Raw genomic sequence first — 12,554 nt, forward strand, 5'->3', positions numbered from 1 at the left:
GTTGCAAATCGAATGCCGGGAGTCGCCTTCGGTCAAGAACTGGCATCCGAACCGGTCTACACACCGTGTTGATTGTCACCGCACGATCTCCCGGTGACCGCCGGGCAGGCGCGTGGCGATGAGCTTGTCGATGCGGCGGCCGTCGAGGTCGACGACCTCGAAGCGCCAGCCCTGCGCATCCACGCATTCGCCGGTCGCCGGCAGATGGTGCATGTGCGACAGCACATAGCCGGCAACGGTCTCGTAGTCGCGGTTCTCCGGCAGGTCGATGCCGAGAACGTCCGCCATCTCGTCGGCCTGCATGTAGCCGGCGAGCAGCCATGAGCCGTCCTCGCGCTTGACGGCGTTTTCCTCATCGCCGACATCGAGATCGGCCCGGAAGACGCCGGTGATGGCTTCCAGTATGTCCGCCGGGGTGACGATGCCTTCGAAATGGCCATATTCGTCATGGACCAGGGCCATCGGCACGTTGGATTCCTTGAGTGTCGAAAGGACATCCAGCGCGTCGGCCTGGTCATGGACGATGGGAGCGGCGCGCACGTGCCGGCGCGGGTCGAGCGCGCGACCGCCAAGCATCGCGGCCAGCACGTCGCGGGTCTGGACGACGCCGATCATGGCGTCGACGCTGCCATCGCCGGCCGGCAGGCGCGAATGCTGGGTTTCCATCAGGAGCTTGCGGGTCGCCGCGTCATCGGCCTGCAGGTTGATCCAGTCGACCTCGGTGCGCGGCGTCATCACCGCGCGGACGGCGCGGTCGCCGAGCCGCATGACGCCGGCGATCATGCGCCGTTCGTCCGATTCGATGGTGCCGTGATGCTCGGCCTCTGCAACCAGCATCTTGATCTCCTCGTCGGTGACCTTCTCCTCGCTTTCACCGCGCTGGCCAAGCAGCCACAGCATGGCGCGGCCGGAGATGTCGAGCAGGAACACCAGCGGCGCCGAAACGGTGGCAACGATGGTCATGGCCGGAGCAACCCTGGCGGCGACGCGTTCCGGATCGCGCAGCGCGATCTGCTTGGGCACCAGTTCGCCGATGATCAGCGAGAAGTAGGTGATGAGGGCGACGACGATGCCAACGCCGATCGGGTCGGCAAGGCTTTCGCGGACGCCGGTCGATGCCAGGAACACCGACAGCCGCTCGCCGAGCGTGGCGCCGGAAAAGGCGCCTGATAAAACACCGACCAGGGTGATGCCGATCTGCACCGACGACAGGAATTTGCCTGGATTGGAGCCGAGCGCCAAAGCGCGTCCGGCACCCGTGACGTTGCGGTCGATCATTGCCTTGAGGCGGGCAGGCCGTGACGAGACGATGGCAAGCTCGGACATTGCCAGAAGGCCGTTCACGCAGATGAGGACGACCACGATAGCGATTTCAGCGTAAAGCATGAGGGGTCAATAGCATTGCGGCGAGGTCTTCGAAAATAGGTGGACGTCATTTTTCATGGCGGCGGAGGCACCATCTCATGCGGCGTCCCATGGCGGCGACGAAAAATGCTCGATCAGGGCGTCGACGACGACACGGACCTTTGGCGTCAGGCTGCGCGTCACCGGCCAGACGGCATGCACGACGATGTCTTCGACGAGACAGTCCGACAGAACCGTCTCGAGTTCGCCGCTCCTGAGGCTGTCGGCCGCCAGCCAGGTCGGCAGAAAGACGATGCCGCAGCCGGCAAGGGCTGCATCCAGCATCGGTTCGCCGTGCCCCAGGACAAGCCGCGCCCTTGGTACGAATTTTCCAACATGGCCGTCGGCATGCTTTACAGTCCAGGGCCGGACAACGCCGTCGCGGCCGTAGCCGATGACGCTGTGGTTGGCGAGATCCTCAACCGATCGCGGTCTGCCGTGTTTTTCGAGATAGGAGGGGGCCGCGCAGATGGCCGAGCGCTGGGCGTAGATGCGGCGTGCGGCGAGCGACAGGCTGTCATCGAGATCGCCCATGCGGACCGCCAGATCGATGCCTTCCTCGATCAGATCGACGCGCCGGTCGTTGAACGAGATTTCGATCGTCAGATCCGGAAATTGCCTGGAGATTTCGAAGAGCACGGGTGCCACGCATCTACGGCCGAAGGCCAAGGGAACGTCAACACGAAGCCGGCCGGAAGGCACCAGCCGACGTGCGGCTAGCAATGACTGGGCGGCTTCGATTTCGGACAGTGCCCTGACGCAGGCTTCGTAATAGCCCAAGCCTTCACTGGTCGGGCTCAGGCTGCGGGTCGTGCGGTTGAGCAGGCGAACACCCAGTCGCTGTTCCAATTGCGCGATCGATTTTCCGACCGCCGATTTCGTCACATGCAGCCGTCTGCCGGCATCGGTGAAGCTGCCGGCCTCGACCACCTGAACGAATGCGAGAATGCCTTGCAGGCTGGCTGGTTCCAACGCCGCTCTCCGTTTGTATATTTTTTCTCGTCAATCTGTTTCCAAATATGCACTACCGGAGAGTTTTATTCCATAGAGAAACCGCATAAATATCCGGCGTAGTCACCAAACGCGGAGCACGGAACGAGATGAGCCTCGATATCAGCAGGTCCGGCATCAACAGATCCTGGCAGACGGGCGAATTCGGACTGTCCAGGTCGAAGCCTGTCCGGGGCAGGATTCCGGAACGGCCGGTCTCGCGATCCTAACGGCAAAGCCAAAGCTGCGTGAAGGAGAACACCATGCCAGGACAACGCTTCAGGGTCGGTATCGTCGGATTGCAACCGGGCAGGAGTTGGGCGGCACGGGCCCATATTCCTGCGCTCAATGCACTATCGGAGAGCTTCGAGATCGTCGGCGTCGCCAACACCAACTTGGCCAGCACCGAGAAGGCGGCCGGCGCGACCGGACTGCCGCGGGCCTTCGCCAGCGTTGCCGAGTTGATCGCGGCGCCGGAGATCGACATCGTCACTGTTACGGTGAAGGTGCCTCCTCACCTGGAGATCGTGAAAGCGGCGATCGGCGCGGGCAAACACGTCTACTGCGAATGGCCGCTTGGCAACGGGTTGGCCGAGGCTGAGGAACTCGCCGCGCTTGCCCGGGCCAAGGGCGTCCTGGGCGTGGTCGGAACCCAAGCGCGCGTTGCTCCCGAAATTGAGTATCTGCGACATCTGATCGCCGACGGGTTCGTCGGCGAGGTGCTGTCGACCACCTTGGTAGCGCGGGGCGGCGGCTGGGGAGGCTCCATCTCCGAAAAGAAGATCTACGCCTATCTGCTGGATCGCGCCAACGGCGCCACCATGCTGACGATCCCGGTGGGGCACACGCTGGCGGCGCTCAGGGATGTGCTCGGCGAAGTCGCGGAGGTATCCGCGGTGCTGGCCACGCGGCGGCCCACGGCGCTCGCCGTCGATACCGGGGAAATGCTGCCCGTGTCCGCCCCTGACCAGGTGCTGGTCAGCGGGGTCCTCGCCAGCGGCGCGCCCCTGTCCATCCATTATCGAGGCGGGGCAGCTCGATATGACGACGGCCTGGTCTGGGAGATCAACGGCACGGAAGGCGATATCCTGATATCGGGTCCTTCCGGCCACACGCAGATGGTGCAGCTTTCCCTCAAAGGCGCGCGGAACGGGGAGAAGGTGTTCCGGCCGCTGGAGGTCCCCGCCTCATACCGTTCCGGCTGGCCGGAGGATGTGGAGCCGGGGAACGTCGCCCGCGTTTATGCCAGGATGGCCCAGGATCTGCGCGAGGGTACCCGCTCGGCGCCGAGCTTCGAGGATGCGGTCGCAGTGCATCGCATCATCGCCGCGATCGAGAGAGCAGCCGAAAGCGGAAGCCGCACCGCGCTGACGTGATCGGGCCGGCCAAGGATCGCCAGCGACGCGCCTACGGCAGCTGCCTGAGCACGCCCACCACCGCCTTGCCGTCGGTGAAGTAAGGGTCGCCACCGCCATTGCGCCCAGCCTTTGTCGCACCGATGCCTGGTATCTCGCTGGTCGAGATCAGCATGCCTGCGGCAGACAGGTCGCGGATCAGGAAATCGCGCTCGGCGTCGATGTCGGGACCGATATGGTGAGTGATCGCGCCGGTGTCGTGGCTGAGCCCAACGCCGCGATCGAAGCTTGCCGAACCCAGCCAGAGCGGCCGGCCATCGTCTCCGGTCGCGTCGGTCTGCCAGAAGCGGACGTGATGACGGCGGTCGGCACTGTCGCCGACCGGCTTCTCGAAGGCCAGATCCTGTGCACGGCCTTCGAATAACAACCGGCTGACCGGCGCGTCGGGATAGGGCCGATCGAACAGCACGCTTTCGCCGATCTCGATCGCGGTCTTCAGCGTGATGGCGTCGGCCGTGTCCCATCCGGCGACCGCGAAGGCATGGACCAGCTCTTTTTTGGTACCGACGAGGCCGACATTGATCGGATCGCCCGCAATGCCTTGCGGCGTGTGCGTCACCATCTCGAAGCGCTGTGTGCGGAAGTTGCGGTCCCGCAGGGTCCAGAATTCCGGCGCGGCGAAATAGGCGAGCACGAGATAGCCGGCACAGAACGCCACCAGCCAGGTCGTTGCGCGTCGTCGAAGGCTTCGTCGGCTCACGAGGTACCACCCCGGTGATAAGGCATCACTTTATGTGGCGTCATTCTACGCGGCGGCGCAGACCTTGGGCAGTGGGCATGCGCTCGCTGTCATGTTGTTTGGAGCATCGGGTTATCCCAAAACCGGTATCCACTTTTGGGTCCGATGCTCTAGCGGCAGGCGCGGTAGCCGTTCTTGCGGTTTTTGATGTCGAAATGAAAATGGTTGCGGTGGTCGTAATTATAGCCGGGACCAAGCACCGTGGTGAAATACTGACAGCCGTCGGCGCGCACAGTGTTGAGGAAGCCGCGCGTGCGGAAGGCGAACAACCCGGGCTTGCGCACGTCGATGTCGTTGCCATTGCTGAGCTCGATGCTCATGATGTCGAGGGCGTTGCCCTTGCCGTGCTCCGACAGCACGCCTTCGCCGGCGATCCTGCGGCAGGAATAGCTCGAGCCCTGGCGAATGGTCTTGACGCCGGAGAAATAACGCCAGCGGGCGGACGGAACCAGTTCATTCCTGGTCCAGCCGGCGAAGGTGGCGGCCATGTCGCAGGTCAGCGTCGCGGCTGGCTTCATCCCGATGCTGCCGATGGCCGAGACTTTGACCGGATAGTCGATGCCGCACTGGCCTTCGTGGATCGGCGCAAGGTCGGTGTAGACGACGCCCAGGCGTTTCAACTCCTTGCGGCAGTCGATCTCGCTGGCCGGCATCTGTTCGGTCGGCGCCATCGGCTCGTCCATGCGTGGATAGGCGGCGGTCATGTACGGGTTGGACGGGACGAGGCTCTGCATGCCGGCATATTTCGGGACAGCTGATGTCTGGCTGCCGACATCGACGGCCGGTTCCAGCGAAAGCACGCTGCCTGTGGTGCAGGCTGAGATCGCCGCGATCGCAAGCGCGCCGGCAATCATGCGCGCGCGTCTGGTTTGCCGCACAGCGACAAACGCGGCGCGAAATATCCCGGCCATCGACAAGATCCCTGTCCCCGAGCCTGATCCCGATCAGGCTCTGTCTAATTGTTTGATCCTGATCTTTCTCCGAAAACCGGATCCCACTTTTCGCTGACGCGGACCTTCGGTTCGGGATCATGATCAGATGAGACAGAGCTTAACCGCCAAGAGTAAAGGAAAAATCAGCGGCCGCGTTTACGGCTGCGGCCAAATTGCGGCGCGCATGTCGGTCCGGGATCATGTCACTGGCAGAAGGTGCCGCCGTTGCGACGCGGGGCGAGATCGAGATGGAGATGCAGCGAATGATCCGCATCGCTGCCCGGGCCAAGCACGGTCTTGAACGGTCCGCAGGCTGCCTTGCGCACCGCGTTCAGGAATTTCGCGTCCTTTTCCGGCGGCACCGGGCCGACGTCGATCTTTCTGCCGTTCGAAAGCGTGAAGCTGGCGATGTCGAGCGCGTTGCCGAAAGCATGCTCAGACAGTTTCCCTCCGCCGTGGCGCGGCCGGCAGACAAAGGCGGACGCCTGGCTAACCGACTTGAGATTGGCGCCGAGCTCGGCTTTGGCCGCCGGCTGGATGATATCGATGGCGAAGCGCGCGGCGGCCTCGGCCATCTGGCAGTTCAGCTCGGTTTCGGGGCTGATATCCAATGACTTGCCCAGCGTCTTCAGCGCGATCGGATAGGGGATCGAGCAGCCGACCGCCGCATCGTGCTCGGCCTTGCGTTCCTCGAAGTCGACGCCCATCGACTTCAGCCGCCTGCGGCAGGCAAGTTCCTCCTCCGGCATTTTTTCCTGCGGCACAGAGGCCGAGCGCGGGTCGGGAGGGATTTCTTTCTCCTGCGCTTGCGCCGGCTTCTCCGGTGGTTTCGGGGCGGTGGCCGGCGGTTCCGCCTCGTCCGGCTTTTGGCGCGGCGTTGGAGCGATTGCCGGCGGCTCCGGCCGGGCTTCCTTAGGCTGGTCCGACTTCTGCTGGTTCAGCGTGTCGGTCGCAGGAGGCTTTGGCACATCAGGGCGCGGCTCGGGAACCGGCACGTCGGCAGGTGCGGCTTCTTGCGCCGATTGCGATCGATTGAGCTCCGGGACGGGCACGGTTTCAGGCAATTCCGGAGCTTGGGCCAGCGCCGCTCCTGCGAACAGTATCGCCGCCGCCAAAGGCGGCGCCAATCTGATCAATCCGTGAAGGGTGAGCGCCGCCATTCGATCTTAACGGCGGGCGAATGCGGAAGTTGCCCTGAATGAGGGGTTGGCCGATCACGAACGGTAACCGCGGCGTTACGCACCGATCGCTTCCAGCCCTTCCTCCAGCCAGTCGGCCAGCAGCGGCATGCCGAGCAGATATTTCGCCGTGCGCTTGTTGGCGCGCTCGCGTGCGGCCGTCAACGCGTCGGCCCATTCCGAGGCGTCATAGTCGCCGCGGCCAACCCAGGCGAGTGCTACGAGTTCGGCCGCCTCATCGACGTTGAGGTCGTTGATCAGCTCGCGCAGTTCTTCTTCGGTGAGGTTTTCGGAGCTTTCCTCGACGAGACCGTCATGGTGGTGGTTGTCGTGCGCCTGGCCGTCGAGCTCTACCTCGTGCTCGGCGCCATCGGCATAGTCTTCGTTGACGGCGGCGCTCAGCGCCTTCGCCTTGAGGATGAACAGGCGCACCGTGTCGGGACCGATCGAAAGCTCCCATTCCTTTTCAAGAGGCCGCCGCACTGGCATTCTCCGTATACTCCGTTTGCCGTTTGCCGTATGTTGGATGATAGCGAATTTGCAGCGCTCGTCACGTCATGTTCGGCTCTTCAATTTTTGCGGCCGGCACGGACCGTTTCCAAAGGTTTCAGCGGCCACGAGTTTTTCCGGGATGAAACGGCTTTTGCCCGGCGTTAGTCCTGCATTGTCATGCTTCAAGGAGGCTTCGATGCGCAGACGATTGCTGATTCAGGTTCTGGCGGTTGCCGCCTTGCCGCTGTTTGCTGTTCCGGTGTTTTCGGCCGGTGAAGGTGGGGGCGGGAGCGACCAGACCACCACCCAGTGCAAGAAAGGCACGGTCTGGGACAAGAAGCTGAAGAAGTGCGTTGCACCCAAGCAGGGCATGCTGGACGACGACAACATCTATGAAGCCGGCCACGCGCTGGCGATGGCCGGACGTTATGATGAGGCTATCGCCGTGCTCAGCCTGGCCGCCAACAAGCAGGACCCACGCATCCTCAACTATCTCGGCTACTCGCATCGCCATTCCGGGCGCGTCACCGTCGGCCTCGGCTATTACGAGGAAGCGCTGCGCATCGATCCTGATTACACGCTGGTGCGTGAATATCTCGGCGAGGCGCATCTGCAGATCGGCGATCTCGCCGGCGCCCAGAAACAGCTCCGAGAGATCGAAAAGCGCACCGGCAAGGGATCTCGTGAATACGGCATGCTGTCTGAGCAGATAGACCGTTTCATGAAGAGCTGATTCGACCCTCCAACGCTCCTCAAACCGGCTGCGAGCAATCGCAGCCGGTTTTTTGTTACGCCTGCCCTGCGAACCGTGCTGCCGTGACGGCATTTCCACAGATGGCGGGTGAATTTTTCAAAACCGATTTTTTGGCGTGAAAAACCCGCGAAGATTGCTATATTGGGGGAAATTGCGGTGAGACGGTTCCGTTAGCCCGAGGCTGCCGGACCGTTTTCTTTTTGTACCCATCGACAAGGTCGCTCCCGGAATGCGGGGGCGGCGGCAGGAAAGGTCAGGCATCATGAACAAGGTCCCGATGACAGGCGAGGGGTTCGCGTCATTGAAGGAAGAACTGCGCTGGCGGCAGCAGGAAGAACGGCCGCGCATCATCGAAGCGATCTCCGAAGCGCGCTCGCATGGCGATCTTTCCGAAAACGCCGAATACCACGCGGCGAAAGAGGCGCAGAGCCTCAATGAAGGCCGCGTCAACGAGCTTGAGGACTTCATCGCGCGTGCCGAAGTGATCGACGTCACCAAGCTCAGCGGCGAAAAGGTCAAGTTCGGCGCGACCGTGGTGTTGGTCGACGAGGATACGGAAGAGAAGAAGACCTACCAGATCGTCGGCGACCAGGAAGCCGACGTGAAGTCCGGCCGCATCTCGATCTCCTCGCCGATCGCGCGGGCGCTGATCGGCAAGGAAGTCGGCGATGCGATCGAGGTCAACGCGCCAGGCGGTGCGCGGGGCTACGAGATCGTCCAGGTGCAGTTCATCTAGGGCCTTTTGATAATTCTACTCCGGCGGCCGGCTAACGCGGCTTTCTGCGCTTCCGGTGCTCACGTACCCAAATGTACGCTCCGCTCCGGTTCTCGAAAACCACGCCATCCGACTCACCGGAGCGAATTCCTAAAAGGCCCTACGTCGGTGCTTGCGATTTGAGCGCCATAAGCCTCTCGGCCTCCGCCACCACCTCCGCAGGCGCGACGTGACCGCCGGGCGCGGCCAGCAGCGTTGACGAGAACGGCCCGCGCGGGCCGGTCAGGCCGGGTTCTGTCGCCAGAAACACGGCGACGGTGGGCAGGCCGAAGGCACTGGCGAGGTGAGTGAGGCCGGTGTCGGCGCCGATGATCAGCACCGAGCGGCCGATGATCGCGGCGATCTCGGCAAGCGGTAATTTCGGCACCAGCACGGTCTGCCGAACGGCCGCGGCAATCGCTTCGGCAACCGCCTTTTCTCTGTCGTTAGACCAGGTGGTGACCGGCGTCATTCCTCTCTCCACGAGAAGCCCGGCAGTCTCGATCCAGTCGCCTACCGGCCATTTCTTGTCTTCGCGGCTGGTGCCGTGCAGCAGCAAGGTGGGGTTTTCGCCGACAAAGGTCGAACCGCCGGCTGGCGGCACGATGCCGGACTCAAGCCTGGAAAAATCCGGTTCATAGCCGAGCGCCAGCCCGAACAGGCGCCTTGTGCGTTCGATGGCGTGCAGATCGCGCGGCACGGCATAGCGGCGGTCGTAGAACAAAGTCGCCGAAGGCTCGCGGGCGCTCGAGCGGTCGAAGCCGGCGATCGGCGCCGCGGCCAGTTTCGCCACCAGGGCCGATTTCAGCAATCCTTGCGCATCGATGACGAGATCGTAGCGGCAATCGCGCAAGGCGCGACGCAATCTTGCCGCCTCGCGCCATGTGCCGCGGCCGAGTGGGCCTGTGCGCCAGCGCCGGATCGCCACGGTGTGGATGGTTGCGATGGCTGGATGCAGCGCCACGATGCCGGCAAAGGCTTCTTCCACGCACCAGTCGAACGATACGTCCGGCCGGTAGCGGCGAGCATCCTCGACGGCCGGAAACGTGTGGATGACGTCACCCATCGAGGATGTCTTGACGATGAGCACCCTCATGCGGCGGCCGGCATTTCCAGCAGCCGTTCCGCTGCTGCCGCGACCTGTGACACCTCGAGCGTCTTCAGGCAATTGAGATGGCCGAGCGGGCAGATTTTCTGGTGGCAGGGCGAACAGGACAGGCCGAGCCAGACCAGTTCGCGCTGCTCGGCGAGCGGCGGCGTATTCTCAGGCGAGGTCGAGCCATAGACGGCAACGATCGGCGTGCCGACCGCGGCGGCGACATGCATCAGCCCGCTGTCGTTCGATACCGCAAGCCTGGCCGCGGCGATCAGGTCGATGGCGTCCTCCAGCCGCGTCTGGCCGGCGAGATCGACAGCGCCTGGTGCAAGCGTAGCGATTTCCGCCGTCACCTCGGCGTCGTTCTTCGATCCGAACAGTGCGACCCTAAAACCTTTCGCCATCATGTCGCCGGCAAGACCGGCATAGCGTTCGCTCGGCCAGCGTTTGGCGGGCCCGAACTCGGCGCCGGGCATAAGTGCCACGAATTTGTTCGCCTCCAGCCCGAAACGGCCCAGCAGTGCCGCCTGGTTTTCTGTGTCGATGGCGAGCCTCGGGGCCCGGAACGTGCCCCCTTGGGCGAGGCCGAAATAGGCCTGCGCCGTGCGCCGTTTCACCTGGTCGGGCAAGGGAACGATATCGGTCAGCAGCCCGTAGCGCATTTCCTTGAGATGGCCGATGCGGCGCGGAATGCGGGCAAAGAACGGGACCAGCGCCGACTTCCAGCTTCCAGGCATGATATAGGCCATGTCGTAATGGCCGCGCAGCAGGCGGCCGAAGCGCCTTCGGGTGCGGAATTCCAGTGCGCCGGATTTCAGCGGCAGTTCGACCTGCTGGCGTATTTCGGGCATGCGCTTGACCAGTGGCGCCGCCCATGCCGGCGCCAGCACGTCGATCGCGGCGTTCGGGTGAAGCTCCCTCAGCGCCGAGAACAGGCACTGCGCCATCACCATGTCGCCCACCCAGCGTGGGCCGATCACGAGGATCGTTGGGCTTTCAGCCATTCGACATAGTCTCTGACGCCGGTTTCCACTGTGCGAAACTGACCATTGTAGCCGGCGGCGCGCAACCGGGACATATCAGCTTGCGTAAAGCTCTGGTAGCTGCCCTTGAGGTGGTCGGGGAAGTCGATGAACTCGATCTCGCCTTTGCCCAGCGCGCCGATCACCGTTTCGGCAATGGCGCGGAACGGCTGGGCAAGGCCGGTGCCGCAGTTGAAGATGCCGCTTAAGCCGCGTTTCCACAGCCACAGATTGACGTCGGCGACATCGCCGACATGGATGAAATCGCGGCTCTGCTCGCCGGGTCCGAAACCTTCATAGGCGCCGAACAGCTTCGGGTTCTGGCCTTGCTCGACCTGATTGAACAAGTGGAAGGCGACCGAGGCCATGGCGCCCTTATGCGCCTCGCGCGGTCCGTAGACGTTGAAATAGCGCAGGCCCGCCACCGGCGAATGATCGGTATCGAAGACGGTGCGGCGGACATAGTCGTCGAACAGCTTCTTTGAATAGGCATAGACATTGAGCGGGCGTTCGCATTCCGGCTCCTCGCGAAACTCGGCGCCACCGCCGTAGACCGACGCGGAGGAGGCGTAGAGGAAGGGCACCCGCAGCGCGAGGCAGGCATGCAGCAGCCGCTTCGAATAGGCGTAGTTGACCTCCATCATGAACCTGCCGTTCCACTCGGTGGTGGTCGAGCAGGCGCCCTGGTGGAAGACGGCCTCGATGCGGCCAAGGTCCCCCGCCTCCATCCGCGGCAGGAAATCGTCCTTGTCGAGATAATCGGCGATCTGCAGATCGGCGAGATTGGCGATCTTGTGGCCGTCGGTCAGGTCGTCGACGACGAGGATGTCGCTAATCCCTTCGGCGTTGAGAGCGGCAACGATGTTGGAGCCGATCATGCCGGCGCCGCCCGTGACGATGATCATGAAAGCCTCTGGTATCTTGTGCCGATTCCGGCCCTTATAGGGGAGGCTGGCGAGGCTGTCGATAAAGCAGGTCGCAATCCGGCGGCTGGGTGAGCGTCACAGTGCCGCCGCAAAGCAATCGCTTCAGTCGGCGACTCACCGGCGAAGCGCGACAGGAGCAAGGCAATGCCGTCGACCGAACTGCTTATCGCCTTCTTCGCCACCACGGCGATCTTTGCCTACATTCCCGGTCCGGCGATGCTTTACGCTGCTGCGCAAACCATGGCGCGCGGCCGCTGGTCCGGCCTGACGGCGGCGCTGGGCATTCATCTTGGCGGCTATGCGCATGTCATCGCCGCTGCTGCCGGGCTGTCCGTGCTTTTCCACGCGGTGCCGACGCTCTACGTGGCGGTCAAGCTGGCCGGCGCGCTCTATCTGATCTGGCTGGGTGTCTCGCTGTTCCGCGCCAGGGCGCAAGACGATGCCGTCATCCCGGGCATTGTGCCGAAATCGGCCAGCCGCGCCTTTTTCGAGAGCATCACCGTCGAGGTGCTCAATCCCAAGACGGCGATCTTCTTCATGGCGTTCCTGCCGCAATTCATCGACGCGTCGGCGACATTTCCCGTCTGGCTTCAATTCCTCGTCCTCGGGACGATCGTCAATTTGATGTTCTCCTCGGCGGATGTCATGTGCGTGGTATTGGCAGGCGCGCTGATCACCAGGCTGCGGCGCTCGAGCCACGCGCAGCGCCTCATGCGGCGTGCGGGCGGTGCGGTGCTCGTCGGATTGGGCGTTCATGTGGCTTTGCAGAAAAGCTGATCCGCCAACCGGCGTTGACTCTGATCCGCTCGGCGCCCGCCGTTGCGTTGGGCCGAATTGCGGTATATCGGCTTC

At 63.4% G+C, this 12,554-nt stretch carries 13 protein-coding genes; 4 read left to right on the forward strand and 9 right to left on the reverse strand.

The annotated features are described in order from the left end of the window. Nucleotides 1-75: 75 nt before the first annotated feature. Nucleotides 76-1,386, reverse strand: coding sequence for a hemolysin family protein (locus EOC94_RS28205; RefSeq protein WP_127294723.1), 1,311 nt, complete (start codon nt 1,384-1,386; stop codon nt 76-78). Nucleotides 1,387-1,461: 75 nt separating this feature from the next. Next, nucleotides 1,462-2,376 (reverse strand): LysR family transcriptional regulator, encoded by a 915-nt coding sequence (locus tag EOC94_RS28210; protein WP_127294725.1) that lies wholly within the window; start codon nt 2,374-2,376, stop codon nt 1,462-1,464. Nucleotides 2,377-2,657: 281 nt separating this feature from the next. Here EOC94_RS28210 and EOC94_RS28215 point away from each other — a divergent pair, with 281 nt between their 5' ends. Further along, the gene (locus tag EOC94_RS28215) at nt 2,658-3,770 is read left to right on the forward strand and encodes a Gfo/Idh/MocA family oxidoreductase (RefSeq protein ID WP_127294727.1); all 1,113 of its coding nucleotides are present in this window, start codon (nt 2,658-2,660) and stop codon (nt 3,768-3,770) included. A 31-nt stretch (nt 3,771-3,801) separates the two neighbouring features. Here the strand turns inward: EOC94_RS28215 and EOC94_RS28220 are convergent, their stop codons facing one another. The 4 genes from EOC94_RS28220 to EOC94_RS28235 all read right to left on the reverse strand — a co-directional run bounded on the left by EOC94_RS28220 (nt 3,802) and on the right by EOC94_RS28235 (nt 7,141). Then, a complete protein-coding gene (locus tag EOC94_RS28220; RefSeq protein WP_095488887.1) occupies nt 3,802-4,509 on the reverse strand; it encodes an LssY C-terminal domain-containing protein in 708 nt (235 codons plus the stop codon). A gap of 149 nt (nt 4,510-4,658) precedes the next feature. Further along, entirely contained in the window at nt 4,659-5,459 is an 801-nt protein-coding gene (locus EOC94_RS28225) for an extensin family protein (RefSeq protein ID WP_126105310.1), read from the reverse strand. A 224-nt stretch (nt 5,460-5,683) separates the two neighbouring features. Beyond that, on the reverse strand, nt 5,684-6,640 hold the full coding sequence (locus EOC94_RS28230) for an extensin family protein (protein WP_127294729.1): 957 nt from the start codon (nt 6,638-6,640) through the stop codon (nt 5,684-5,686). A gap of 75 nt (nt 6,641-6,715) precedes the next feature. After that, nucleotides 6,716-7,141: a DUF3775 domain-containing protein gene (locus EOC94_RS28235; protein WP_127294731.1), complete on the reverse strand. Its 426-nt coding sequence runs from the start codon at nt 7,139-7,141 to the stop codon at nt 6,716-6,718. Between the two features lie 205 nt (nt 7,142-7,346). On the opposite strand from EOC94_RS28235, the gene EOC94_RS28240 reads away from it, so the two are divergent. Both EOC94_RS28240 and greA read left to right on the forward strand, forming a co-directional pair. Further along, nucleotides 7,347-7,883 carry a tetratricopeptide repeat protein gene (locus EOC94_RS28240; RefSeq protein WP_126105313.1) on the forward strand — a complete coding sequence of 179 codons (537 nt, stop codon included), beginning with the start codon at nt 7,347-7,349 and terminating at the stop codon, nt 7,881-7,883. A gap of 283 nt (nt 7,884-8,166) precedes the next feature. Further along, on the forward strand, nt 8,167-8,640 hold the full coding sequence (greA, locus tag EOC94_RS28245; RefSeq protein WP_065012064.1) for a transcription elongation factor GreA: 474 nt from the start codon (nt 8,167-8,169) through the stop codon (nt 8,638-8,640). A gap of 139 nt (nt 8,641-8,779) precedes the next feature. On the opposite strand, the gene waaC is transcribed toward greA, so the two are convergent. The 3 genes from waaC to rfaD are packed head-to-tail and all read right to left on the reverse strand — an operon-like array spanning nt 8,780 to nt 11,681. Then, nucleotides 8,780-9,754 (reverse strand): lipopolysaccharide heptosyltransferase I, encoded by a 975-nt coding sequence (waaC, locus tag EOC94_RS28250; RefSeq protein WP_127294733.1) that lies wholly within the window; start codon nt 9,752-9,754, stop codon nt 8,780-8,782. Further along, nucleotides 9,751-10,758 carry a lipopolysaccharide heptosyltransferase II gene (waaF, locus tag EOC94_RS28255; protein WP_127294735.1) on the reverse strand — a complete coding sequence of 336 codons (1,008 nt, stop codon included), beginning with the start codon at nt 10,756-10,758 and terminating at the stop codon, nt 9,751-9,753. The genes waaC and waaF overlap by 4 nt, the downstream gene beginning before the upstream one ends. Beyond that, nucleotides 10,731-11,681 (reverse strand): ADP-glyceromanno-heptose 6-epimerase, encoded by a 951-nt coding sequence (rfaD, locus tag EOC94_RS28260; RefSeq protein WP_126105316.1) that lies wholly within the window; start codon nt 11,679-11,681, stop codon nt 10,731-10,733. The genes waaF and rfaD overlap by 28 nt, the downstream gene beginning before the upstream one ends. A 165-nt stretch (nt 11,682-11,846) precedes the next feature. On the opposite strand from rfaD, the gene EOC94_RS28265 reads away from it, so the two are divergent. Beyond that, nucleotides 11,847-12,479 carry a LysE family translocator gene (locus EOC94_RS28265; protein ID WP_095488894.1) on the forward strand — a complete coding sequence of 211 codons (633 nt, stop codon included), beginning with the start codon at nt 11,847-11,849 and terminating at the stop codon, nt 12,477-12,479. The last annotated feature ends 75 nt before the right edge of the window (nt 12,480-12,554 follow it).

This window comes from Mesorhizobium sp. M6A.T.Ce.TU.016.01.1.1 (genome assembly GCF_003997065.1).
GTDB lineage: Bacteria > Pseudomonadota > Alphaproteobacteria > Rhizobiales > Rhizobiaceae > Mesorhizobium > Mesorhizobium mediterraneum.

Coding starts and splice junctions, on each gene's coding strand:
- EOC94_RS28205 (WP_127294723.1), bottom strand. CDS start 1,386: ATGCTTTACGCTGAAATCGCTATCGTGGTCGTCCTCATCTGCGTGAAC.
- EOC94_RS28230 (WP_127294729.1), bottom strand. CDS start 6,640: ATGGCGGCGCTCACCCTTCACGGATTGATCAGATTGGCGCCGCCTTTG.
- greA (WP_065012064.1), top strand. CDS start 8,167: ATGAACAAGGTCCCGATGACAGGCGAGGGGTTCGCGTCATTGAAGGAA.
- waaC (WP_127294733.1), bottom strand. CDS start 9,754: ATGAGGGTGCTCATCGTCAAGACATCCTCGATGGGTGACGTCATCCAC.
- EOC94_RS28225 (WP_126105310.1), bottom strand. CDS start 5,459: ATGGCCGGGATATTTCGCGCCGCGTTTGTCGCTGTGCGGCAAACCAGA.
- EOC94_RS28265 (WP_095488894.1), top strand. CDS start 11,847: ATGCCGTCGACCGAACTGCTTATCGCCTTCTTCGCCACCACGGCGATC.
- EOC94_RS28215 (WP_127294727.1), top strand. CDS start 2,658: ATGCCAGGACAACGCTTCAGGGTCGGTATCGTCGGATTGCAACCGGGC.
- EOC94_RS28240 (WP_126105313.1), top strand. CDS start 7,347: ATGCGCAGACGATTGCTGATTCAGGTTCTGGCGGTTGCCGCCTTGCCG.
- rfaD (WP_126105316.1), bottom strand. CDS start 11,681: ATGATCATCGTCACGGGCGGCGCCGGCATGATCGGCTCCAACATCGTT.
- waaF (WP_127294735.1), bottom strand. CDS start 10,758: ATGGCTGAAAGCCCAACGATCCTCGTGATCGGCCCACGCTGGGTGGGC.